Annotated in this window: 22 protein-coding genes, 2 tRNA genes and 2 other annotated features; of the genes, 9 read left to right on the top strand and 15 right to left on the bottom strand. The window is 41.9% G+C overall.

The window, feature by feature from the left end; genetic code table 11:
* Positions 1 to 438: 438 nt before the first annotated feature.
* The 3 genes from yidC (at position 439) to sda (ending at position 2,229) form a co-directional block, all read left to right on the top strand.
* Entirely contained in the window at positions 439 to 1,230 is a 792-nt protein-coding gene (yidC, locus tag AR334_RS16270) for a membrane protein insertase YidC (protein ID WP_066313464.1), read from the top strand.
* Positions 1,231 to 1,336: 106 nt separating this feature from the next.
* Positions 1,337 to 1,927, top strand: a complete 591-nt coding sequence (locus AR334_RS16265; protein ID WP_066313463.1) for a YhcN/YlaJ family sporulation lipoprotein — start codon at positions 1,337 to 1,339, stop codon at positions 1,925 to 1,927.
* Positions 1,928 to 2,082: 155 nt separating this feature from the next.
* A complete protein-coding gene (gene sda / locus AR334_RS16260; protein WP_066313461.1) occupies positions 2,083 to 2,229 on the top strand; it encodes a sporulation histidine kinase inhibitor Sda in 147 nt (48 codons plus the stop codon).
* Between the two features lie 72 nt (positions 2,230 to 2,301).
* Here sda and mnmH read toward each other — a convergent pair whose 3' ends face one another.
* From mnmH to trpE, 8 genes are all read right to left on the bottom strand, one after another.
* Positions 2,302 to 3,363 (bottom strand): tRNA 2-selenouridine(34) synthase MnmH, encoded by a 1,062-nt coding sequence (gene mnmH / locus AR334_RS16255; protein ID WP_066313459.1) that lies wholly within the window; start codon positions 3,361 to 3,363, stop codon positions 2,302 to 2,304.
* A gap of 190 nt (positions 3,364 to 3,553) precedes the next feature.
* Complete coding sequence (trpA, locus tag AR334_RS16250) at positions 3,554 to 4,339, bottom strand: tryptophan synthase subunit alpha (RefSeq protein ID WP_066313456.1); 786 nt, start codon at positions 4,337 to 4,339, stop codon at positions 3,554 to 3,556.
* A complete protein-coding gene (gene trpB, locus AR334_RS16245) occupies positions 4,339 to 5,541 on the bottom strand; it encodes a tryptophan synthase subunit beta (RefSeq protein WP_066313453.1) in 1,203 nt (400 codons plus the stop codon). The genes trpA and trpB overlap by 1 nt, the downstream gene beginning before the upstream one ends.
* A gap of 13 nt (positions 5,542 to 5,554) precedes the next feature.
* Positions 5,555 to 6,163 (bottom strand): phosphoribosylanthranilate isomerase, encoded by a 609-nt coding sequence (locus AR334_RS16240; protein ID WP_066313450.1) that lies wholly within the window; start codon positions 6,161 to 6,163, stop codon positions 5,555 to 5,557.
* The gene (gene trpC, locus AR334_RS16235; RefSeq protein WP_066313447.1) at positions 6,160 to 6,951 is read right to left on the bottom strand and encodes an indole-3-glycerol phosphate synthase TrpC; all 792 of its coding nucleotides are present in this window, start codon (positions 6,949 to 6,951) and stop codon (positions 6,160 to 6,162) included. The genes AR334_RS16240 and trpC overlap by 4 nt, the downstream gene beginning before the upstream one ends.
* Positions 6,952 to 7,977, bottom strand: a complete 1,026-nt coding sequence (gene trpD, locus AR334_RS16230; RefSeq protein ID WP_066313444.1) for an anthranilate phosphoribosyltransferase — start codon at positions 7,975 to 7,977, stop codon at positions 6,952 to 6,954.
* A complete protein-coding gene (locus AR334_RS16225; RefSeq protein ID WP_066313442.1) occupies positions 7,949 to 8,560 on the bottom strand; it encodes an aminodeoxychorismate/anthranilate synthase component II in 612 nt (203 codons plus the stop codon). Before AR334_RS16225 ends, trpD begins: the two co-directional genes overlap by 29 nt.
* Positions 8,541 to 9,950, bottom strand: a complete 1,410-nt coding sequence (gene trpE / locus AR334_RS16220; protein ID WP_066313440.1) for an anthranilate synthase component I — start codon at positions 9,948 to 9,950, stop codon at positions 8,541 to 8,543. The genes AR334_RS16225 and trpE overlap by 20 nt, the downstream gene beginning before the upstream one ends.
* A 58-nt stretch (positions 9,951 to 10,008) precedes the next feature.
* Positions 10,009 to 10,280, bottom strand: a binding site (T-box leader).
* Between the two features lie 39 nt (positions 10,281 to 10,319).
* Positions 10,320 to 10,566: a binding site (T-box leader), on the bottom strand.
* A gap of 201 nt (positions 10,567 to 10,767) precedes the next feature.
* On the opposite strand from trpE, the gene AR334_RS16215 reads away from it, so the two are divergent.
* From AR334_RS16215 to AR334_RS16205, 3 genes are all read left to right on the top strand, one after another.
* Positions 10,768 to 12,042, top strand: a complete 1,275-nt coding sequence (locus tag AR334_RS16215; protein WP_066313438.1) for an MFS transporter — start codon at positions 10,768 to 10,770, stop codon at positions 12,040 to 12,042.
* Between the two features lie 109 nt (positions 12,043 to 12,151).
* Positions 12,152 to 12,225, top strand: a tRNA-Gly gene (locus tag AR334_RS16210).
* Between the two features lie 9 nt (positions 12,226 to 12,234).
* Positions 12,235 to 12,326, top strand: a tRNA-Ser gene (locus AR334_RS16205).
* 50 nt (positions 12,327 to 12,376) lie between these two features.
* On the opposite strand, the gene AR334_RS16200 is transcribed toward AR334_RS16205, so the two are convergent.
* The 3 genes from AR334_RS16200 to AR334_RS16190 are packed head-to-tail and all read right to left on the bottom strand — an operon-like array spanning position 12,377 to position 16,020.
* On the bottom strand, positions 12,377 to 12,955 hold the full coding sequence (locus AR334_RS16200) for a DMSO/selenate family reductase complex B subunit (protein WP_066313434.1): 579 nt from the start codon (positions 12,953 to 12,955) through the stop codon (positions 12,377 to 12,379).
* 13 nt (positions 12,956 to 12,968) lie between these two features.
* Entirely contained in the window at positions 12,969 to 15,362 is a 2,394-nt protein-coding gene (locus tag AR334_RS16195) for a DMSO/selenate family reductase complex A subunit (RefSeq protein WP_066313432.1), read from the bottom strand.
* Positions 15,355 to 16,020, bottom strand: coding sequence for a molecular chaperone (locus AR334_RS16190; RefSeq protein WP_066313429.1), 666 nt, complete (start codon positions 16,018 to 16,020; stop codon positions 15,355 to 15,357). The genes AR334_RS16195 and AR334_RS16190 overlap by 8 nt, the downstream gene beginning before the upstream one ends.
* Positions 16,021 to 16,225: 205 nt before the next feature.
* Here AR334_RS16190 and AR334_RS16185 point away from each other — a divergent pair, with 205 nt between their 5' ends.
* Positions 16,226 to 16,519: a DUF6509 family protein gene (locus tag AR334_RS16185; protein WP_082692987.1), complete on the top strand. Its 294-nt coding sequence runs from the start codon at positions 16,226 to 16,228 to the stop codon at positions 16,517 to 16,519.
* A 36-nt stretch (positions 16,520 to 16,555) separates the two neighbouring features.
* Here the strand turns inward: AR334_RS16185 and AR334_RS16180 are convergent, their stop codons facing one another.
* Positions 16,556 to 17,395 (bottom strand): Ku protein, encoded by an 840-nt coding sequence (locus AR334_RS16180; RefSeq protein WP_066313418.1) that lies wholly within the window; start codon positions 17,393 to 17,395, stop codon positions 16,556 to 16,558.
* A gap of 122 nt (positions 17,396 to 17,517) precedes the next feature.
* Between AR334_RS16180 and AR334_RS16175 the strand changes: the two genes are divergently transcribed.
* The gene (locus tag AR334_RS16175; RefSeq protein ID WP_066313415.1) at positions 17,518 to 19,368 is read left to right on the top strand and encodes a DNA ligase D; all 1,851 of its coding nucleotides are present in this window, start codon (positions 17,518 to 17,520) and stop codon (positions 19,366 to 19,368) included.
* Positions 19,369 to 19,379: 11 nt separating this feature from the next.
* Here the strand turns inward: AR334_RS16175 and dapF are convergent, their stop codons facing one another.
* The 3 genes from dapF to AR334_RS16160 form a co-directional block, all read right to left on the bottom strand.
* Positions 19,380 to 20,354, bottom strand: coding sequence for a diaminopimelate epimerase (dapF, locus tag AR334_RS16170; RefSeq protein ID WP_066313406.1), 975 nt, complete (start codon positions 20,352 to 20,354; stop codon positions 19,380 to 19,382).
* Between the two features lie 66 nt (positions 20,355 to 20,420).
* Positions 20,421 to 21,185, bottom strand: coding sequence for a hypothetical protein (locus AR334_RS16165; protein ID WP_066313403.1), 765 nt, complete (start codon positions 21,183 to 21,185; stop codon positions 20,421 to 20,423).
* A 185-nt stretch (positions 21,186 to 21,370) separates the two neighbouring features.
* Positions 21,371 to 21,694, bottom strand: coding sequence for a DUF4870 domain-containing protein (locus AR334_RS16160; RefSeq protein ID WP_066313401.1), 324 nt, complete (start codon positions 21,692 to 21,694; stop codon positions 21,371 to 21,373).
* A gap of 170 nt (positions 21,695 to 21,864) precedes the next feature.
* Between AR334_RS16160 and AR334_RS16155 the strand changes: the two genes are divergently transcribed.
* Complete coding sequence (locus AR334_RS16155; RefSeq protein WP_066313398.1) at positions 21,865 to 22,992, top strand: amidohydrolase; 1,128 nt, start codon at positions 21,865 to 21,867, stop codon at positions 22,990 to 22,992.
* The last annotated feature ends 290 nt before the right edge of the window (positions 22,993 to 23,282 follow it).

The following is a 23,282-nucleotide window of genomic DNA, read 5'->3' as shown; positions in this document are numbered from 1 at the left end:
GTAAAAAAATCCGCCTTGTCTAATCCCCAGACATTGGCATTATAATTAAAATTGATTATTTGCCTTTTCTTTTATATACTCATATCATCGGCTTAGGTGCGAGGTGAATTTTTTTGTTTCAACTGCTTATCGATCATTCGGATTATAATACTATAACGGCCCTATATATAAGTATTTACTTTGGCATGATTTTGAAATTTATCTGGGCTTACCGAGTTGAATATTCATTTTCCGAAACGTTGTCAAATTCTGCGGACACCAAAATAATTCACCCGCTGATTTTCTATAAAAGGAACTGCCATCTAAATGTCAGCATGATTCTGACTAGAATCGTTAAATATATTCGCAGAAAAGAATATTCCAAAGAGGATGACGAAGAACCTATTTCCTTCCTATGTACCCAATTAACACAATAACACGGATTAATTAGGAGGAAATATGAAAACCAAAAAATCTTCAATTCTAGTAATGGCTCTTTTAGCTTTCCCAACGATCTTGTTATCGGCATGTTCGTCACAGGCAACAAACGGCACTAGCGGAAATAATGATAGCTTTTTTCACACCTATTTCGTACAACCGTTTACTGTCAGCATCGAATATATTGCCGAATTTTTCCATGGCAACTATGGTTTGGCTATCATCCTGGTAACCTTGATCATCCGGCTGGTCTTGATGCCTTTGATGTTAAGGCAATATAAAAATCAAATGATTATGAAGGAAAAAATGGATGCCTTAAAGCCGGAAATGGACACCATTCAGCAGAAGCTGAAAGCTGAAAAAGATCCTAAGAAGAAGCAAGAGCTTCAAGCAGAAATGATGGGACTTTATCAAAAGCACGGTGTTAACCCATTAAATATCGGCTGTCTACCAATTCTAATTCAAATGCCGATTTTAACCGGATTTTACTATGCGATTCGGGGTTCAGAAGAGATAGCTACCCATAAATTTTTATGGTTCAGTCTTGGACATCCTGATATTATCATTACGATCATTGCCGGGCTAATTTACTATTTTCAATTTAAAGTATCTCAATCTACGATGCCTGCTCAGCAGCGTGAACAGATGAAAATAATGGGCTTAATGTCGCCACTGATGATTGTGATGTTTTCGTTTAGCGCTCCAGCTGCCCTGCCTCTTTATTGGGTAGTCGGAGGAACTTTCTTGACGATTCAAACTTTAATCAGCCAAAAGCTTTATCGGAAAACTCCGGTTGAAGCAAAAGCTAAATAAACTCTAGCAGAAAAAGAAGCATCGATGGATGCTTCTTTTTTGTTATGGATAGTTTAATTTCATGTTTGGAAACCTAATGGCAACAGCGAAAAAAGGAGGGCAAAATATGAAAAAACAGCTATGCAAAGCAGCTACGATTATCATGACTCTATTTTTAGCCGCCTGTTCAGGAAATGACACAGATGAACGAACAGCCGATCGAAACCGGGATAATATAAACCCCGCAAAGGTTAACTACGATATTCCGAATCATGGAGGTCCCGCCATTTCGACTGAAGATGTCAGTGACCAGGAGCTAGACAGAAATGTAAACCGACGGAATATTCGTGGCACTAATGTTCAAGATCGAAACCGAAATGATACAACTATAAGAATTGCCGAAGAAGCCGCTCGCAAGGTTTCGGACCTAAAAGAGGTGAAGCACGCCAATATCATTGTCATTAATCATAATGCCTATGTGGCAGCAAAACTAACACGCTCAGCACGAGGCGGGCTTACAGACCAGCTTGAAGACACGGTCTCACGGACGGTGAAACGGGTCGACCACGATGTTGATAATGTTTATATCTCAGACAATAAGGAATTTTACGATCGGATGAACCGCTACGAAATCGATATTCGCAAGGGCCGCTCCGATTTCTTTAACGAATTTAGGGATACCGTCCGCAGAGTTTTCCCGGATGGAAGGCAAGATTAAAAGCCTGGCATGACGCCGGGCTTTTATTTTGCTTTTATTATTATTCATGACAAAATTGTGAAGAATTGCCGCTAAAGGGTTCTCAAAACCCAAGAAAACGATTACAATATTAAAAACTGAATATTCAATCCGTTTTCCAAGGAGGGCATTCTTAATTGAAAATTATGAGTAACGAACAGCTTGTTGTTTCGTATCGGGATGCATTGAAGTCTGGCAAGGAAAAGGAATGGATTAAGATTTTAAAAGATGAAATCGAACGACGTGGTTTGAAGCCTTTTAAGAAAAAGCTAACAGCTGAATGATTTAATAAACCGCTGAAAATCTATTCAGCGGTTTTATATTTATTTTATCCACCTGGCGAGATTTTAGTGATATTAGGAAAAGGTTGGCTGCAGCCTTAACTCCTCCAGTTTTTTTGTTATCTTAACTGCCGCTTCCCCAGGGTTCTCAGCAAATATATCAAAAAATTCACCCTCATACTCCTGTCGTGCATGGTCATATCGCGGGTCATAATACTGCTCAAGCAGCAGCAGGATCATTTCATGATAGTTTTTTTCCGTCAATGTTTCTAACAGACGGTTTCTGACTTCAAGGTCTTTCACCCGTTTTAACACTTTCTCGATGCCAAGCGCTATTTTTTCAAAAAACCAGGGCTCTTGCTCGTAGGGTTCGACATATTCTGCAACAAGCTGTTTCACCCTTTGCTCGAGTGGGGAGTGAATATAGATATTTGTGCCTTTAAACTTAACTTCCATTAGTTCTTCAGGCTGAACGGCTTTACCGATTCGTTTACTTTCGGCCTCAACAAGAAAATAATCCGCTCCTTGTAGTTCGACGAGCCCTTTAAATAACAAGGAATCAAACGTTTTTTGATTATGACCATCACCAAGGCCGATTGTTCCGAATATCGACCCGCGGTGACCGGCCATCTCTTCCAAGTCCAAAACAGGGTATCCTTTTTGTTTCAACATCTTTAATACTACTGTTTTTCCGACACCTGTCATCCCGTGGATCACCACCGCTTTGTTCGGCAATAACTTTGGAATGTTCTCCAGGATATAGTGACGGTAGGCTTTATATCCTCCGATTAAACGCCATGCATATATGCCGGCAAATTCCAAAAAGGTGACAACGGCTTTGCTTCGCATCCCGCCGCGCCAACAATGGATGACTAGTTCACCCTTATCATGATAGGCTTTAATTTTGTGCAGCAGCTCTGGAAGTTTCGGGGAAACCAGTTCCATTGCCCGCCATTTTGCGGCAGCCTGTCCTTCATGTTTATAGATTGTCCCGATTTCAGCTCGTTCCTCATTCGTAAACAGCGGTATATTCACTGCCCCAGGAATGGCCCCGTCCGCAAATTCAATCGGCGAGCGGATATCAATAATTGTTTTATTTTCTAAAGCGAATAGTTCTTCAATTGGTAAATCCTTCATAGACATTAACTCCCAATAAAATCTTTTGCCGTTCGATTATAGCTAATGCTAAAAACAAACAAAACTTCCACAATAGGGAAGTTTTGATTCTTCTGCATAGAGATAATGATAACTTCAGTATAGACTTATTATATAGAAGTTAGTCGAGTCCTTCAAGAAAATCACGCTGTCTGCCAAGATTTAACGAATATTATGCCATTTTTGCCGAGTGGTTTAGAGCAGACATTAATTCCTCCATCTCTTTTAGATCATTATTATTAAATAATTCGATGATTTTACTACCAACGACGACACCATCACAATATTGCGTCATATGGCTGATCTGTTCCTGGCTGGAGATCCCGAAACCGGCCAAAACGGGTATAGAACTTACTTCTTTTGTTTTTTGTAAAAAGGAAAATAATTCTTCATCAAATCCATTTCTTGCCCCAGTAATCCCTTTTACTGTAACGGCGTATAAAAACCCTCTGCCTTTGGAGGCGATTTGCTCGATTCGATCAATTGGGGTTGTCGGGGTAACAAGTCGAATCAGTTCAACTTCAGCTTCTTCAAGCTTTGGCGCAATGATGGATTCTTCTTCGAGCGGCAAATCGGGAATAATGCATCCGCCTACACCCGCTTTCTGAATATCTTTAACAAATGATTTGATTCCATAGGCATAAATGGGATTTAAATAGGTCATCAAGATAATCGGAACAGAAACAGCCTCCCTTGCCTTTTCCAGCTCAACTATAATCCCCTTTAGGGTTGTTCCGCTTTTAAGTGCTCTTATTCCGGCGCGCTGGATTGTCGGGCCGTCGGCAACAGGATCTGAAAAAGGTACCCCGACCTCAATCGCAGTTGCACCAAACTTTTCCAATAAGACGAGCCTGTCAGTCAGGCACTCGAGTCCCCCATCTCCTGCCATAATATAAGGAACAAATGCCTTCCTGCCTGTTTCTTTTACTAGTCCAAAAGCTCGTTCTACCATGTTCATTATCTATTTCCTCCTTCCAGCCTTGCCTTGACCGCATCGACATCTTTATCCCCCCGGCCTGATAAGCAGACGACAATATTTTCGTCAGGCCCCATTTCTGCGGCCAATTTTAATGCAAATGCAATCGCATGGGCGCTTTCAAGTGCAGGAATAATCCCCTCAACTTTCGATAACAACTGAAAGGCCTCGAGCGCTTCCTCGTCGGTAACCGAGCGGTAAGCAGCCCGGCCGCTCTCCTTTAAATAACTGTGTTCGGGACCGACCCCAGGATAATCGAGCCCGGCAGAAATAGAGTGGGCTTCCTGAATTTGTCCATCCTCATTTTGCAACAGGTACATTAAGGCTCCGTGCAATACACCGGGGCTTCCTTTTGTCAATGATGCGGCATGAAACGCTGTATCTACTCCCTGTCCGGCAGCTTCAACCCCGTAAAGCTTTACCTCGTAGTCTTCAATAAATTGGTAAAACATCCCCATGGCATTGCTTCCTCCGCCAATACAGGCTACGACTGCTTCCGGCAGCCGTCCATTCCGCGCCAGAAATTGCTGCTTTGTCTCGCTTCCGATCACACTTTGAAAATCGCGAACTATCATTGGGAATGGATGCGGCCCCATTACCGATCCCAATAGATAATGAGTATCATCGACATTAGCGACCCAATATCTTAATGCTTCATTGACTGCATCTTTTAACGTTGCGCTCCCTGATGTGACACTGACTACTTTCGCTCCTAACAGTTCCATGCGAAAGACATTGAGTGCCTGCCGTTTGATGTCCTCTTCACCCATAAAAACAATGCATTCAAGGTTTAATAAGGCACAAACCGTTGCTGTTGCCACACCATGCTGACCCGCTCCGGTTTCCGCAACAATCTTGCGTTTCCCCATCTTGGTTGCAAGGAGTGCCTGGCCAACGGCATTATTAATTTTATGAGCCCCGGTATGATTTAAATCTTCCCGTTTCAAATAGATTTGGGCCCCTCCGGCATATTTGGTCAGGTTCTCAGCATAATAGAGCGGAGTCTCCCTGCCAACATATTCTTCTAACAGTCTCTTAAACTCGGATTGAAAAACCGGGTCGTTTTTTGCTTCTAAATACGCTTGTTCCAATTGAGTTACAGCCTTCATTAATGTTTCCGGTACAAATCTTCCGCCAAATATTCCAAAATGGCCAGTTTCATCAGGCAATGTATAGGTATTCATAATCTGTTTCCTCCTAGTCCATACTCTTCGCTTTCTCAATGAAAGCCTTTATTTTCACTAAGTCTTTAACCCCATCGGTTTCTACTCCCGAGCTTACATCCACCATATAAGGTCTAATCGTTTTGATTGCTTCTGCTACATTATCTGTTGTTAACCCTCCGGCGAGGATTAGCTTTTTTTGATAGATCAAGGCTGTGTTTACCTCACTCCAATCAAACGCCAGCCCATTTCCCCCACGGTATTTTCCCTTTGGGCCATCAAGCAAGATATACTCGCTTGGAAATGAGTTGAATCTAGCCAAATGATCATTACCCTGAAAACTGATTGCTTTGATAACCGGCTTGGAAAGGGTCTCGCTAGATGCCGCTGGTTCATCACCATGCAATTGAAGATGTGTAAGCCCGACAAAAGACGCAATCCGCTCCATTTCGGCCATTGATTCGTTAACAAACACCCCTACCTTAAAAACTTCTTTTGGCAAATGGGCAACGATTTCTTTTGCTTTATCTTCACGAATTTTCCGTTTGCTATCTGCGAACACAAAGCCAATTGCATCAGCGCCATAACGTGCTGCCGCCACCCCTGTTTCAATATCCATGATTCCGCATATTTTTACTTTCATCGCTTTGCTCCTTGTATTAATGGCAGACGAAAATCAGCGAATTTTTCTGCTAGGTGTTCACTTTTCATCAATGCCTCACCGACCAAGATCCCATTTGCCCCGGCATTTCTTACCCGTATTGCATCGTCCCGGTGATGAATACCGCTTTCACTGATGAGATAGGCTCCGGCCGCTTTTACTTCAGCAGCCAATTTTTCAGTCATTTCTAGTGAAACATGAAAGGTCTTTAAGTCCCGATTGTTAATGCCAATCAATTTAGCGTTCGTTTTGAGCGCAGAGGCCAATTCCTGCTGATTGTGAACCTCGACCAATACTTCCAGCCCGAGACCTTTTGCATATTGGTACAGCTCTTGTAAGGTCGTCTCATCAAGGGCAGCAACAATTAACAGGACGATATCAGCCCCATATGAGGCTGCCCGATCAATTTGCAATCGATCAATAATGAAGTCTTTACAAAGGATAGGCAAACTAACTGATTCACGAACCATCGACAAATCAGAAAATGATCCCTTGAAAAAGGTGTTGTCCGTTAATACCGAAATCGCAGCCGCGCCGGCCTTTTCGTAGATTGCGGCTTGGACCCCGGGGGCGACACCATCATTAATAATCCCTTTCGATGGTGAGGCCCGCTTAAACTCAGCAATGATCGCCAGTTCTGATGCCGTCCCCAGCTTTTTGATGAACGAACGTCGTGCAAAAACAGTTTCCTTGATTATGCTTTTTCTGTTCCTAAGTTCCTGTACTTCCTGCTTTTTCCGTTCAATAATCTTGTCTAAAATGGTTTCCATTCAGATCGCCTCTCTTTGCATCGCTTTTGATTTATCAACCAATGCAGTTAATTTTTCATAAGCGGCCCCGGAATCAATAATGTCCTGCGCTGCCTGAATCCCCTCCGCAACATCACTCGCTTTGCCGGCGGTATAAATGCCAATCCCAGCATTTAGCAATACCGTATCTCTATAAGCTCCAGTTTGGCCCCTTAAAACATTTAATAAAATCTCCGCATTCTCCTTGGCGTCGCCGCCTTTAATCGCACTGTTATCATAAACAGGCAAGCCAACTTCTTCGGGGTGGAAGGTTTGATTTTTAATAATGCCGTTGTCCAAAATGGTCAGATGGTTTTCGCCTTGGAGCGATGCCTCATCCATAAATCCTGCTCCATTAAGGATAATTGCCCGTTTGCGGCCAAGCTGCTTTAAAACTTCGGCAAATACATTTAGTAAATCCCGACGATAAACGCCCAACAACTGGAAATCCAAGTCGATAGGATTTGTTAATGGTCCGATAAAATTGAAAATGGTCGGGATTTTCAATTGCCTTCTGACGGTCATTACCTTTTTCAATTTAGGATGGACATGCGGTGCAAACAGGAAGGTAATCCCGATTTCCTGAAGCATTTCCTCCGTGCTTTCTTTTGGCAAATTTAAATTGATACCCAAATATTCAAGAACATCAGCACTGCCCGTTTTACTGGAGATACTGCGATTGCCATGTTTAGCCACTGGAACCCCCGCAGCTGCGATCACAAAGGCGGAAGTGGTGCTGACATTAAAGCTGGATGAACCATCTCCCCCAGTACCGCAGTTATCCAGTACATTTGTAAACTTTTGGTTGAACTTAATGGAATTTGCTTTTAATGCTTTGACAATCCCGACGATTTCATCAACTGTTTCACCTTTGGATTTCAACCCCATTAAGAATGCGGCGATTTCCGATTCAGAGACCTCTTCCCCCAGTATAAAATCGACCGCTTCCCTCATCTGGTTCTCTGAAAAGGATTTCTGTTCAGCTAATTGGAGTAAATAATTCTTCATTTGATTTCTCCCTTTCTATTTGAAGTAAAAAATTTTTAAGTATTTGTTTTCCTAACGGAGTTCCGATTGATTCAGGATGAAACTGCAAGCCAAACACGGGATATTGACGATGCCTGATTGCCATTACTTCCTCATCGTCCATGGCATAGGCTGTACTATCAAGTTCCGGATGCATGCCATTCTTTTCAATCGCCAGGGAATGATAACGCATCACTTCCAGCGGAGACGGCAGGTAATTAAAAATATTGCTGCTTTTATGGTTGATAAACGATGTTTTTCCATGCTTAACTGTCTTGGCCCTCCGGATTTCACAGCCGAAGGCGGCCCCGATCGCCTGGTGTCCCAAACATATGCCAAGGATCGGTATCTTGTCATAGAAGTTTTTAATCAATTCTATGCAGATACCGGCATCTTCCGGTCGTCCAGGCCCTGGGGACAGAATGATGGCTTTAGGTTGCAATTGGTGAATATCCATTAGACAAATTTGGTTATTCCGGTATACCCCCACATCCTCCCCCAGTTCCCCCAGAAACTGATAAAGGTTATAGGTGAAGGAATCAAAATTATCGATGAGCAATAACATTGTGATGATCCCCTTCCAAAAAGGCTTTTAATTTATTCAATGTTTCTTCATATTCAGATTCCGGGTCGGAGTCATGGACAATGCCTGCCCCAGCCTGAATATAAGCTGCACCATTCTTTAAAATCATTGTTCGAATTCCAAGTGCGAAATCGATACTGCCATTAACCGATATATAGCCGATTGCCCCCGAATACAGCCCTCGTTTAGAATTTTCCAATGAATTGATGATTTCCATCGCCCTTATCTTCGGTGCCCCTGAAACCGTTCCGGCTGGAAGACAAGCCGCTAGCGCATCCAAGGCGGTCTTTTCACGGGTAAGGGTGCCACTGATTTCCGAAACAATGTGCATCACATGACGGAATTTCTCCACCTCCATATACCGATCAACATGAACTGAGCCAAATTCGCACACTTTGCCAAGATCATTGCGGCCAAGGTCAACCAGCATTTTATGTTCAGCCAATTCTTTCTCGTCACTTAGCAATTCTTTTTCAATCCTTAGATCGTCTTCGAAGGTTTTGCCGCGCTTTTTAGTTCCGGCAATCGGATTGGCGATTACCGTCCTGCCTGTCGTCTTGATTAAACTTTCCGGGGATGAGCCAATTACGGTATAATCCTCAAAATCAATATAGAACATATAAGGGGTCGGATTATGGGCGCGATGTTTCCGATACAAGGCTAAAGGAGACCCTTGAAAAGCTGATTTCATCCTTCTTGAAAGGACAACCTGAAAAATGTCTCCGGCCAAAATGTGCTCCTTGGCAATCTCAACATTTTTCATGAACTCCTCCCTGGATGTTTCCGGGACAAAGCCTGCCATTTGAAAAGAAGCTTCCTCAGAGTCATAGTTGGCTTGTTTTAACTGCTCCATCCTTTTGTTAATACGCTGTTCAACACTTTTTCCATCACTATCTTCCAAAAGCGGGATACCTGTTATGAAAACTTTTTCTTCTAGATGGTCAAATACAATCACTTCTTCATAAAACATTAAATGGACATCCGGCATTGTTAATTCGTCAGGGGGCACTTCGCCAATATCCTCATACTGTCTGATGATGTCATAGCCTATATATCCTACTCCACCGCCAAGGAACGAAAATGGGGAATGCTTTGTTTCAATAGGAGGCATCATGTTTGAAATAATTTGTAACGGATTTCCTGTCACTATCTTCCTTGCTCCGTTCCGCTGGATAATTTCATTTTGATCTCCTTTCGAAATAAGTTCCAAAGCGGGGTCAGCACCAATAAAGGAATACCGGCCGGAATCGTTATATTTATGTGAGCTTTCCAATAAAAATTTCTTTCGGCCGCTAATCTTTTGCAAAATCGAGATCGGCGTCAGGACATCCCCACTTATTTCTTTAGTCAAATGGCAAGATTTTGTGTTCACTTTTACAACTCCTTTCGAAAATAAAAAAAGTCCCCTATATGCTTACATCATTAAGCATATAGAGGACGATTGTCAGGAACCGTGGTGCCACCTCATTTTGAAGCTTTGGGCATACATGACAAATAGACACAAGCTTCCTCATTCAGATACAGAGCAAAGATTCGCTCGATATCCTATCCTTTTAACGGCGGAACCCCGTACAGCCCTACTGGTAGTTTCAGACTGTCTCTCACAAGTCCATTCCACAAATTCTTTCTTATCGGGCTCCCACCTTCCCCGACTCTCTGGAAAGAAATAAATAAGTGTACTACTCTTGTTCAACGAATTACAGTATTAAAGTTTCTCAATACAAAAAGGGTCCTCCATCCTAAAAAGGACGGAAGACCCGTGGTGCCACCTTCATTAGCTAAAAATTAGCTCACTTTACCGATATCGAGGCATTTTGCCTAATATCTGTCTCATGTAACGATGAGAATTTCGCCAAAGCCTACTGCTTAGATAAGGTTCGGTTTGGAGGCTCGGAAGGCCATTCACTAATACGTCTACACTGATTTGCACCGACCATCAGCTCTCTAAAGAATCCGTAAAAGCTACTCTTCTTCGTCAACGCCATAACGTCATTTTATTGATTTTTATCTTAATACGCTGGAAACCAAATGTCAAGAAGCAATTTTTAAATTTTTCAGAATTGGTCAATTTCCATATGTCCAATGTTTATCATTTATATGGCATTAAAAGGATTTAAACAACTAAGTTATTTTTGCTAAAAAAGGTCCATATTAAAGATACAAATAGATGAAGGCGGGATAGAAAATCCATGGAACATATTGAACAACTGTGGAAAAATCCGCAGCCCGCTAAAAAGAAAAAAGACAAATCAGGGCAAAAGCGGTCAAATGAGATATCGAAAAATAAATGGGCCATTCTCTCCATCTCTTCCATTCCATTAGTCATGACTCTAGGTAATTCAATGTTAATCCCTGTACTGCCGTCAATGGAAGAAGAACTGGCGATATCCTCGTTTCAATCAAGTTTAATTATTACGGTTTATTCTATCGTTGCCATTCTGTTAATCCCGGTTGCCGGCTATTTATCCGACCATATTGGCAGGAAAAAAGTGATTATTCCCAGTCTGATTATTGCCGGTATTGGCGGGGTCATCTCCGGCTGGGCAGCCTGGAAATTAGATGCTTATTGGCTGGTGTTGGTCGGACGGGCACTCCAAGGGGTTGGAGCGGCTGGCGCCTTTCCCATTGTACTGCCATTGGTCGGTGACATGTTTAAAAATGAAGATGACGTCAGTGTTTGTCTGGGGATCATTGAAACCTCCAATACTTTTGGAAAGGTGATCAGCCCCATCTTCGGTGCTTTTTTAGCAGGAATTATTTGGTTTATCCCATTTTTTTCAATCCCTGTATTTTGTGCCATTTCCGTAATATTGATGGCTTTTTTAGTGAAATCGCCCAAGAAAAAGGAGAAGCCGATCCCATTTAAAACATTCTTTATTAATGTCAAGAAAACGTTTAGCAATGAAGGCCGATGGTTATATGCCATCTTTTTTATCGGCGGGATTATGATGCTTGTGCTTTTCGGAATTCTTTTCTACCTTTCCGAGGTATTTGAAAAAGAATACGGTATTAAGGATGTCAAGAAAGGTTTCTTTCTTGCACTGCCGCTTGGAGCACTTTGCTTATCTTCGTTCATTACCGGAAAAGTTATCAAGAAAAACAAAGTTTTAATGAAATGGTTAACTTTTGGCGGCATTCTAGGAGCCGCCATATCAATTGCTGCACTATGGTTTTCAATCAAGCTGTGGTATATGCTGACCATGTTTCTAATTAGCGGTATTGGAATAGGGCTCTGCCTGCCAAGTCTTGATTCATTAATAACTGACGGGGTTGAAAAGAAGGAACGGGGAACGATCACCTCGATTTATAGCTCAATGCGTTTTATCGGAGTAGCAGCTGGTCCTCCGATTATTGCTTTGTTAATGAAGTACTCGAACCATTGGATTTTTATTATTATGAGCGGCCTCAGTATCCTAGCGGCAATTGTGGCATTTTTCGCGATTAAACCTCAGCAGCAAGAATAATTTTAACTGGAGCTTCGTTTCGCCGCTCCAGTTTTTTTTGTGAAGGAATAATTTTTTCTACCCAAAAATTCGTTATTATGCTATAATAATTCTTGTTCACAATTGATTTGCGGGTGTGGTTTAATGGTAGAATTTCAGCTTCCCAAGCTGACGGCGGGGGTTCGATTCCCCTCACCCGCTCCAAAGGTTTATGGAGGAGTACCCAAGTGGCTATAAGGGGGCGCACTCGAAATGCGTTAGGGCGGGCAACCGTCGCGTGAGTTCGAATCTCACCTTCTCCGCCATACATATGAATAAATAAAACGCCAGAGTATTTCTGGCGTTTTTTGTTTAGCTATAACTTTGCTTCCCTATGCGGTGTAATCACTAGATTTGGCTTGGTTATCGTGTTGCTTGGCATTCCCTTTATTTGGCTGATGTTTCCATACTTTTCCCGAAGTTTTTCGATTGGCCCAAATTCGATGGCCCGCATCGGACACGATGCCACACAGGCCGGGTCTTCACCCTTTTTTTGCAAATCGATACAAAAATCGCACTTATCCGATTTAAAAACCTTTTTATTGTATTGCGGTGCCCCATATGGGCATGCCAACACACATAACTTGGTTCCTTGACAGATTTCTTGATCGATCGTAACCACGCCATTATCCTTGTCTTTCGAAATGGCCCCCACCGGACAGCTCGGAACACATTTTGGCTGAGTGCAATGGTTGCAGGAAATGCTGAAGTAAAAGGGCTTGATGTTGTGCACGAGCCCTTTTCCCGGTTGTTCAAAGTAAATGCCTTCTTCGTATTCATAAACCCTGCGAAAATTGATGCCCACATCAAGGTCATTTTTATCCTTGCAGGAAACAGTGCAGGCCTTGCAGCCGCTGCAAAGGCTTTGGTTAATATAAAATCCTAACTGTGCCAACCTACTCACTCCCCTATGCTTTTTTGACTTCAACCAAATTTGTCAGCTGCGGATTCGCTTTTGCTAGTGGTGTTGGCCGCTGTGACGTTAAAACATTGACGGAACCACGTTGATCAATGCCATTCTTATCGGGTGTATACCAGGCACCCTGAGGTATTCCAACTACACCAGGGACAATTTTCCGAGTTACTTTGGCATCAATAATTAACAGTCCACGATCATTTACTACCTCTACACGATCTCCATCTTTAATGCCGCGTGCTTCGGCATCTTTGGGGTTAATCCACATTTCTTGCTTAGCTGCTTCTTCAAGCCAAGGTTGGTTATCATACGTGGAATGACATCTCCGCTTGTAATGCCAGCTGATTAGCTGTAACGGGTACTTCTCTTTTAGCGGGTCTTCCGGTCCTTCCCATGATGAGATGTATTTTGCGATTGCTGGAATTTCATCATGCTGGTTCATATCCCATAACGCTTTTGAGAATAACTCAATTTTTCCTGAAGGGGTTTCAAACGGATGATTATCGAGATCATCAATTTGTTCCTTAAACCCTACGAGCGGCTCATCATATTTAAAATGATAAACACCCAAGTTACAGAATTCCTCGAAAGTCGGGAAATTTGGGTCCAGTTCTTTTTTGGTTCTTTCAATACTTTCCTTTACAATATCAAGGGTGGATTTACCCTCTGTGAATTGTTCCTTGAGTCCTAATTTATCGGCAATTTCGGCAAAAACATCATATTCGTCACGGCATTCATATAGTGGATCTATCGTTTTTTGCCCCAAAATGACATAATCTCCAAAACACCATGGGGTTCCAATGTCCCAGCGTTCGAAGAAAGAGGTTCCAGGAAGCAGAATATCCGCATACTTTGCACTTGGTGTCATAAAAAGATCACTGACGACGATAAATTCCACTTTGCTCTCGTCTTCAAGCAGTTTTTTTGTTTTATTAATATCTGCATGCTGATTTATTAACATATTGCCAGCCATATTAAATATTGCTTTAATACCAGAATTTAAACGTTCTGTTCCCTGCAAGCCATCAGCTGCTGTCATTTCTGATCCCTTTTCAACTGCCATTGTCCACAGAAAACATGGGATTGATGCTTTAATTGGATTTTGGTATTTAAACGGATAGACAATGTTTGAACGATTCCAATAGCCGGTCCCTGCTGCCCAGCCCCCTAGCTTGCCTACATTCCCAGTCAGGCATGCGAGCTGAGCTCCACCGCGCATAAATTGTTCTCCGTAAGCCTGACGCTGCGGTGCCCACCCTTGAATTAACGCCGCGGGTTTCATTGTCGCATAATTTCTGGCAAGCTCCCGAATTTTATCAGCTGGTACACGACAAATTTTTTCCGCCCATTCAGGTGATTTAGGGGTCCCATCCTTTTCACCAAGCAGATAACTCTTTAACGACTCATTGGCAGGAACCCCATCAGGCATGTGGTGGCCATCAAAGCCAATACAATATCTGTCTAGAAATTCCTGGTCATGAAGATTCTCGGTAATGATGACATAAGCCATTGCGTCCATCAAGGCCGTGTCGGTTGTCGGAAGAATTGGAATCCATTCATCTGCAAAGGCGATTACAGTGTCACTATACCTTGGGTCAATCACAGTAATTTTGGCCCCATTTTTCTTAGCTTGCATTAAATATTCACGATATGGGGTAGAAAAAATCATTTCAGAGGGGTTCTGACCCCACAGAATAATATATTTGGAGTGCAGCAAAGAATCAAAGCTGCTCCCCGAATCATTGGTCCCGTATGTATAAGGGGTGGCCACGTTTCCGGCTCCTGAGCTATAGTCATTTCGAGAATTTAGATAACCGCCCGTCAGCGCCAATAATTTTCTGGCAGCTCTTGGTCCACCGTGCAATCCCCAGCTTTGTCCGGATCCATAATTAACATAGCGGGACTCAGGGCCGTATTGATCACCAATGCGCTTCACTTCCTGAGCAATCGTCTCCACCGCTTCTTCCCAAGAAATCCGCTCAAACTTTCCTTCACCGCGTTTTCCCACTCGTTTCATAGGATATTTTAGGCGATCAGGATGATATAACATTTTTCGGTAGTTTTGGCCTCGTACACAAGCCCTTAATGGTGGTGTCGATAGATCCCCGCCTTCTTGCGTATCAGTACTCACCCTGACTACCATTCCATCGCGAACGTGCGCTTTAATCACACATCTGCCGCCACAGTTAGTAATGCTGCATGTTGAAATAACCTTCAGATTATCCTTTGCATTGGCTGCCTTTTCCTCTGATTTTCGGTCTACTAGCATCTTCGTGCCAATCCCGCCCGCGATTACCGGAATGCCTATAGCCCCTGACCATTTTAAAAAGGTACGGCGCTGCATTTTATTTTTCAACAAACTGTTTAAACCGTTTTTTTCAACCATTGGTTATGGCCTCCCTTACCTCATACAACGAATTTAAATCCTCGCTCAAAAAATCTTCAAGCAGCATGGCCGCTCCCAAAAATAGCTGACTATTGGTTGCTTCAATCAGTTTTTTACAAAAAGACGGAATCCAAATGGCAAGGTGTTCTTTCAAAAAAGCAATTTGAATGGAGATTAATTCTAGACTTTTATGAAGATCTTTTTCGCTCCTGCTCAAATCAGCAAGGTAATACATAAATTCCAGTTCAAGCAGCAGATGGTCGTCTGGCTCATTATTTTCCTTTACATACTGAAGTCCACATTGATGATAGAGCCTGCGAACTTGATAGGTCCATTCTTCAAACAACAAATGTTCCTTGCTCCGGTAATAGGACTCCCAAGGAGGAGTAATCAAAGGTCCTGGACCGATAAACAATCGTTGAAATTCTTCCTGTTCCTTTTTTACTTGCTCGGCTGTTAAGCGGTCAAAAAAAGCACGGAGAATATTGCCTCCCTCATGAAACTGTGCTAATTCATCAAGATTGGCAAAACTAGAAATCTCACGAAGATTTTTAAAGTCCGGTTCCAAAAACAATAGTCGTATTAGCTGATAAAAATTCCTTCTTGCCGACCAGAAAAGCTCAATTTGAAAATCCTCGGGTTCAGTCTTGGCTGCCATTTTCACCCCTCCAAGTTGTGAAATGTTTCACATGTATATTTTTTTACCTTCAAATCAATATTACCTTATAATCCCTTATCAGGAAGTAAGTTTGTGCAATAATTCACATTAAATTCATAAACATTCTATGTCTTTATTTAAAGTCAATTTTTTTGTTAATTAGGATGGGATGTGTATAATAATAACGATTACAAAAATGAAAAGGATGATAGGCTTGGACGTAACCGGACATACTGTTGAGAAACTTGAAGATCCATTTGGATTATTATCAGGAGAGCGTTATGAGTTTTTTTTGGAACTTGAAGTAGATGAGGAGGATGAACTATACTCCGAAAAAGGGATCGGATTAAGAGTGTTATTAGGGATTGAAGCAAACGAATCGAAAATATTGAATTATCATTTCTTTGAAAAAGGCAACGACACCGTGCTTGATTTTGCGCTTGAGGACGAAGAAGAGGAACAGGTACTCCAATATTGCATGGAGCATATCCCAGCCTAGTAAAAAGGTGATGCAAAACCCGCATCACCTTTTTGTTTAAGCCTCTTTCTTCACTTTTACAGCTGCTTTTTTTCTTGGGGCCGCTGTCGGCGCTTTTTTCGGCTTTGTTCGATCGATAGACGCTTGCAGGGCTGCCATTAGATCTGTAACATTGGTAGCCGGCGCTTCTTTCGTTGCAGCCGTGACTGTTTCTTTACCTTGTCGTTTCGCTTCAATTAACTCTAACAATGCCGACCTGTATTCGTCATGATACTTCTCAGGTTCAAATTTCGTTGTTAATTGATCAATTAATAATATTGCCGTTTCAAGTTCCTTTTGAGTCACTTTATCTTCAGAAGGGACATTCGGAACATCCCCAGCCTTTCGCACCTCATCGGGAAAATGAATCGTTTCCATCACCAATGTATTTTCGTACACACGGATCACGGCAAGCTGTTCTTTCGACCGAATGATGATTTTTGCAATACCAACCTTTTGTGATTCCTCAAGGGCTTTACGCAGCAACGAATATGCTTTGCCTCCACCCTCATTTGGGGACATGTAATAGCTCCTGTCAAAGTAAATCGGATCTATGTCGTCTATTTTTACAAAGTCAATAATTTCTACCGCCTTTTCTTCATTCTCTTTCCGCAACTTCTCAAGGTCCTCATCCTCAAGGACAACAAATTTTCCTTTTGTATATTCGTATGCCCTGACAATCTCTTCTGGTTTTACCTCTTCTTCACAGACGGTACAAATTTTGTCATATTTAATTGGAGCGTGACATTTATTATGCAAGGTCCTGAGCTTAACATCCTTATCCTCTGTTGCTGTATGAAGCTTAATCGGGATATTGACAAGCCCGAAGCTGATGCTTCCTTTCCACATTGTATGCATAAATAGTCTCCATTCTTTTTACGTTTAGTTTTTGTATTGCACTTAAGTTCATTCCTTAAAACAATTGGAAATGGATGATTTGCCGGCATTATTCGTAAAATAAACTAAAAGGGGATCCATTAATGAAGCCAATGCTGCCGACGTTAACTTTTGAAAGTCCGGTTCAAGCCGATTGGTATTATGAGGTGAAATACGATGGGTTTCGGGCCATCCTTGATTGGGATGAGAACGGAATCCAGCTAACGAGCCGTAACGATAAATCTCTGATGCCACAATTTCCGGAAATAAGTGAATTTTTATTAAAATATGAGGAAAAATTTAGGCCTTTTCTGCCGCTCCGCCTTGACGGTGAACTGGTTGCTCTTGAGAACCCGTATAAAGCAAATTTTTCTGCCATTCAAGTTCGCGGCCGGTTAAAGTCGGCCAAGAAAATCTTTGACCAGGCAAAGGAAGCTCCCTGCCGTCTGATGGCATTTGATTTGTTAATGTTGGGCGGAAAACGGCTTCACGGCCTTGATTTTATTTCAAGAAAAACGGAACTGATAAATTTATTCGAGGCAGTTGGCTTTGACCTTGTCGCGGACCAAAACAATGATCAGCTGCTTCAGCCGGTAATCGCTTATGAAAGCTTTAATGACCTATGGGAAAAAGTTGTTTTATATGATGGTGAAGGGATTGTCGCAAAGCATAAGACAAGCCTTTGGGAGGAAGGGAAGCGCTCCCAGCTTTGGTTGAAATACAAAAATTGGAAATATGTCAGCTGTTTTGTAACAGCTTTTGATAAGACCAATGGATATTTTTATATTGGTGTCTATAAAAACAATGACATTCAGGAAATCGGCCAGGTTCTGTTTGGCTTCAAACCTGAGGAAAAACAAGCTCTTGGACAGATTATTAAGCAAAATATGGTCAGCGAGAATAAACAGATGGTCTATGTCCATCCGGCCATTTGCCTCGAAATAAAATATTTGGAGCTATTTGACAACCAATTGCGAGAGCCACATTTTGATCGATTTCGGCTGGATATGGAGCCTGCCGATTGTACCTACGAGCGCTTTTTGTTCGGCCAGAAAAACCTACCAGGTGACTTGGAAATCACCCATCCTGATAAACCCCTATGGGACAAGCATGGTATCCGAAAAACGGATTATATTCTTTATTTGCGGGAAGTTTCTCCGTATATGCTGCCATTTTTAAGAAATCGCCTTTTAACCGTAATCCGCTTTCCTCACGGAATGTTTGGCGAAGCGTTTTATCAAAAAAACTGTCCGGACTATGCCCCCGACTTTGTCCAGACATACCAGACCGATGAGATAAACTATATCATTTGCAACAATCTTAAAACACTAGTATGGCTGGGAAATCAGTTGGCAATTGAATTTCATGTCCCATTTCAGTCCATTCACAGCAAGGGACCGAGCGAAATCGTTTTTGATTTGGATCCACCTTCCAAAGACGACTTCCATCTGGCAATCAAGGCTGCCCTTTATATTAAAGAGGTGCTCGACCAGCTAAACTTGATTGGGTTCATTAAGACCTCGGGGAATAAAGGCCTGCAAATTTATTTGCCATTGCCTGAGGACGAATTTACCTATGACGACACAAGGCTGTTTACCAGCTTTATCGCCGAGTATTTGATATCAAAGGATCCTGATTCATTCACAATTGAAAGAATGAAGAAAAAGCGCGGCAACCGGCTCTATGTTGATTATGTCCAGCACGGGGAAGGAAAAACAATTGTTGCACCTTATTCTATGCGGGGAAATGAACGTGCAGGCGTCGCCACACCTCTCTACTGGGAGGAGGTCGGCGAAGGACTTGAACCAAAGGATTTTACGATGCAGCACGCACTAAAACGTATCAAAAAGCAAGCAGACCCGTTCAAAAACTATTTTCAAACGAAGGAAATCCAGCCCTTCGCTCCTGTCCTTGAAATATTAAAGAATGGTGCAGTAAAAAAGGATAAGGCATAGTGCCTTATCCTTTAATATTGCGATAATAATTCCTGCGCTTCTGCCTGCAGCTTTTCATAAGAGTCTTGTTCGGACATGTCTTCTTTCAACAAGACCGTAAAGGTATTATCATCCACATTTGCATTAATCACTGCCTCATAAAGATAGGTCGCATTGCCAATCAGGTCGATATGGTATTTCCCATCAAACTGATGAACTACACACTGAACCCTGCCGCCGTCATTATAAACATCGATTGGCTTTTCAAACTGATTAATCTCCTGCAGGCATGTAACCAAGGATGAAGCCGACATCGCTGTACCACAGGCATTTGTAAAACCGACACCCCGCTCAAACGTCCGTACATAAATGGTGTTTGGCATGAGCGTTCTGACAAAGCTGACATTAACCCCATCCGGAAACAGCTCGTTCGGACCATTAACCTTTTCGCTTAGGGTCTTTTGAAGATTCCCTTCCAGCTGATCTTTTTCAACAATGGCAATTAAATGAGGATTCGGCACTGCCAGCGCCGTGAATCTTAACTCCTCCGAGAGCTGGACGATTTTTTCATTCATCAACGAAGGCTTGTTTAATTGCAGTGGAAGAGCGCTTAATTCAAACAATACAGGCGATATTTCCACTTGATAGGTGTGAACTTGGTCAAAAAGGTCGTTCTGCTTACTGACTTTAAGATCCGCCTTCATTGTTTCAATAACAGTCTCTTCCAAACCTTTAAGCTCACAAATATAGCGGGCCACTAATCTGAGCCCATTCCCGCACATTGATGCCTCCGAACCATCCGCATTAAAGACCCGCATCCTGCCGGCAGCATGATCACTATCCATTACATAAAGAATCCCATCGGCCCCAAGTCCGGAATCACGATTACACAGCAATCTAGCAAGCCTGCTTCTGTCTTCCTCGGTAAACGTATAATGATTGCTTATTTCATCGATAATGAAAAAATCATTTCCGGAGCCATGTCCTTTTATCAATTTTATGTCCACCAAAATTTCCCCCATTACGGCAATTTAATATAGTTTATCATATCAAACAATCATGCATGAGGGAATTTATCTTTCTATGAAAAATTCCTGAACCAGCAAGCTCATGGTTAACAACTTGTCCTTTTCCGATAAAGCCTCAGAAAATGACATAACAGGGGTATTTGGGTCAGGAAACAATGCTAGCCACTGCACTCTCATCCACCCCCGTCTAAGCCTTGCTGCCTGCTGGCGATTTTGGGCAATAACCTTTTCATCCATAAACTGATTTGAACCCTCTATCGAACAAACAGGCCTTCCATTTTTATTAAACAATTGTTTTTTATTTTTTTCTTTTTTAAAATACCCTAAATAATTATTTTTTTGATCATATGCTTCAATGTTTTTGCCCCTCACTTTAAAGTAACCTGCTTCTTTCCCCTGCTCATTGAACAGGGTATAAGCTCTGCCATGCCAAAATCGGCTTAATCCAAAGTTATGCTGCCTTTTTATCTTCCCTGCAAACAACCCATTTTGGAAAAAGAAATGCAGTTCCGGCGATTGCGTTGGTTGAGGGATGATCAATAGATGACGGGCCTCCGAAAGAGAATCCCCCTTGTTTTCCGGTCTATCAATTATATTTTTTTCAGTGGAAAAGGACTGCCGCATTCGATAAAGGTAGAGGTGAAAGCAAACAAAACTATATACGAAGAATGGCAATGCCAATAACATAATATCCGGCAATCCAAAAAATAATAGATTTCCGACAACAATCAAACCAGCAGGAATCAGTGCTGCAATACTGCCATTAAGGCTTATCGCAGCTGTACTCCGATAAAATATACTTATATTCATCTCGAAAACTCCTCGTCGTTTCCTCTTATATCAGTTTATTTACGATTGGGTGAAAAAATGATAGAAGATTTCTATTAAAAAATAAAGAAAACTCCTTTTTCCAGACTCTGCTATTTAAGCGATAAAGACTTCGTTTAACAGAAAAAACCCGGCAAGTTAGTTGCCGGGCTATCATTCAACATTATTTATTTTATTAGCCTGAATATAAGCGGGAAGCGGTAATGCTGCCCTTCATAGGCCTTTACAGCGGCAATTATGTTAAAAACGAAGGCCGCAATCCCCAATACCCACAGAAGCAGGGCACCAATTAAAACCAGGACCAGGATTCCGCTCACAACTGAGTAAATAAAATAGGAGATCATAAAATTAAAATACTCTTTGCCGTGATAATCTATAAATGCAGACTCATCCTTCTTTATCAACCAAATAATCAACGGTCCAATCACCGGTGCAAAGAAATTAAGCACATACAAAACAACAGCGAACGTTCTTTCCTCATTTGTAACCATTTAGGTTTCCCCCTTAAAATTACTGCTTTCTTACTATTTACGCATGTTTGCCGGTAAAGTTTCATGTATTATAGAAATTTCTGTAATTTTGCAGTTTTTTACTTTTCGTCCTTATATTCTACCTGCTAAAATGGTTTAAATACCATTATCATGTTTAGAAAGGTTTTATCATGACAAAATTATTGTTAAAAAATGCTTATATATATCCCATTACCGCAAAACCGATTCCTTGTGGAGATGTATTAATTCAAAATGGGAAGATCGTTCAAATAGGAAGCAATCTTATAACCGAAACAGACGTAAAAATCATTGATTGCTCCGGCCTTTACCTGTTTCCTGGTTTTATAGATGTTCATACCCATTTGGGTTTGTATGATGAAGGTACGGGTTGGGCAGGAAATGATGCCAACGAAACGGCCGAAGCGTTGACACCACATATCAGGGCTATTGATGGCGTTTATCCACTGGACCCTGCCTTTAAGGATGCTGTCAAAAGCGGAATCACAACCGTCCATATTATGCCCGGAAGCGCAAATGTAATTGGCGGCACCACTTCCATCATTAAAACGACGGGGAAGAATATTAAAAAAATGATTGTCCAAGAAACAGCAGCCTTAAAAATTGCCTTAGGCGAAAACCCAAAGCGGATTCACAGCCATGGGAATAGCGACTCGATTACCAGAATGGGCATTATGGGAATGCTTAGGGAAGCGTTCTATCAAGCTATTCACACCGACAATCCGGAAGACTTAAGAATCAGCCCGCTGATAATGGCATTAAAACGGGAGATTCCAGTCAGAATCCATGCCCATCGCGCAGACGATATTATCACAGCGATGAGGCTGGCTGAAGAATTTAATCTTGATTTGAGGATTGAGCACTGTACCGAAGGCCATTTGATTGCCGATGAACTGGCTGGTATGGGATTGAAGGTCTCGGTCGGACCAACTTTGACAAGAAAATCAAAAATTGAATTAAAAAATAAAACATGGAAAACGTATCAGGAGCTTACAGAACATGGTGTTGAGGTATCGATTACCACCGATCACCCCTATACTCCAATCCAATATTTAAATCTTTGCGCATCCCTCGCAGTTAGGGAAGGGCTCTCAGAACAAAAGGCGCTCGAGGGAATTACGATTCTTCCAGCAAGAAACTTAAAAATAGATGAGCAAATCGGCAGTATCGAGCCCGGGAAGGATGCAGATTTGGTCCTCTGGAGCCATCATCCTTTTCATTACTTAGCCAAACCAAAATGGACCATGATTGCCGGTGAATTTGTATTTGCCAACGAGTAGAATTTTGTTGAAAAATGGAAAAAAATTTAAGAAAAAATGAAAAAAAAATCTATTTCTTTTTTTCTTTTTTTCGGTTATTATACTCTAGGTGAAACTGTTTTAAAGCGAAGTTCATGGAGGTTTAACTCACATAATCAGCTAAAAACAAAATTTTGATAATGGGAAGGCAAATGGTGCGCCACCAGTTTACTGGTTCTAGTGGGTTCGATTCCCACCCCGAAATTTTTTTTCAACTTAAAAAAATTTCGAGGGTGGGCCGTTTCTTTAAACATGGAATTGGACTGCCCTAA

The sequence above is a fragment of the Bacillus sp. FJAT-29814 genome (genome assembly GCF_001510715.1).
Classification (GTDB): domain Bacteria; phylum Bacillota; class Bacilli; order Bacillales; family Cytobacillaceae; genus Neobacillus.
The sequence above is the reverse complement of the archived record's forward strand: the minus strand, read 5'-3'. Positions and strand labels throughout refer to the sequence as shown.

Coding starts and splice junctions, on each gene's coding strand:
- yidC (WP_066313464.1), top strand. CDS start 439: ATGAAAACCAAAAAATCTTCAATTCTAGTAATGGCTCTTTTAGCTTTC.
- AR334_RS16265 (WP_066313463.1), top strand. CDS start 1,337: ATGAAAAAACAGCTATGCAAAGCAGCTACGATTATCATGACTCTATTT.
- mnmH (WP_066313459.1), bottom strand. CDS start 3,363: ATGAAGGATTTACCAATTGAAGAACTATTCGCTTTAGAAAATAAAACA.
- trpA (WP_066313456.1), bottom strand. CDS start 4,339: ATGAACATGGTAGAACGAGCTTTTGGACTAGTAAAAGAAACAGGCAGG.
- trpB (WP_066313453.1), bottom strand. CDS start 5,541: ATGAATACCTATACATTGCCTGATGAAACTGGCCATTTTGGAATATTT.
- AR334_RS16240 (WP_066313450.1), bottom strand. CDS start 6,163: ATGAAAGTAAAAATATGCGGAATCATGGATATTGAAACAGGGGTGGCG.
- trpC (WP_066313447.1), bottom strand. CDS start 6,951: ATGGAAACCATTTTAGACAAGATTATTGAACGGAAAAAGCAGGAAGTA.
- trpD (WP_066313444.1), bottom strand. CDS start 7,977: ATGAAGAATTATTTACTCCAATTAGCTGAACAGAAATCCTTTTCAGAG.
- AR334_RS16225 (WP_066313442.1), bottom strand. CDS start 8,560: ATGTTATTGCTCATCGATAATTTTGATTCCTTCACCTATAACCTTTAT.
- AR334_RS16215 (WP_066313438.1), top strand. CDS start 10,768: ATGGAACATATTGAACAACTGTGGAAAAATCCGCAGCCCGCTAAAAAG.
- AR334_RS16195 (WP_066313432.1), bottom strand. CDS start 15,362: ATGGTTGAAAAAAACGGTTTAAACAGTTTGTTGAAAAATAAAATGCAG.
- AR334_RS16190 (WP_066313429.1), bottom strand. CDS start 16,020: ATGGCAGCCAAGACTGAACCCGAGGATTTTCAAATTGAGCTTTTCTGG.
- AR334_RS16185 (WP_082692987.1), top strand. CDS start 16,226: ATGATAGGCTTGGACGTAACCGGACATACTGTTGAGAAACTTGAAGAT.
- AR334_RS16180 (WP_066313418.1), bottom strand. CDS start 17,395: ATGCATACAATGTGGAAAGGAAGCATCAGCTTCGGGCTTGTCAATATC.
- AR334_RS16175 (WP_066313415.1), top strand. CDS start 17,518: ATGAAGCCAATGCTGCCGACGTTAACTTTTGAAAGTCCGGTTCAAGCC.
- AR334_RS16165 (WP_066313403.1), bottom strand. CDS start 21,185: ATGAATATAAGTATATTTTATCGGAGTACAGCTGCGATAAGCCTTAAT.
- AR334_RS16160 (WP_066313401.1), bottom strand. CDS start 21,694: ATGGTTACAAATGAGGAAAGAACGTTCGCTGTTGTTTTGTATGTGCTT.
- AR334_RS16155 (WP_066313398.1), top strand. CDS start 21,865: ATGACAAAATTATTGTTAAAAAATGCTTATATATATCCCATTACCGCA.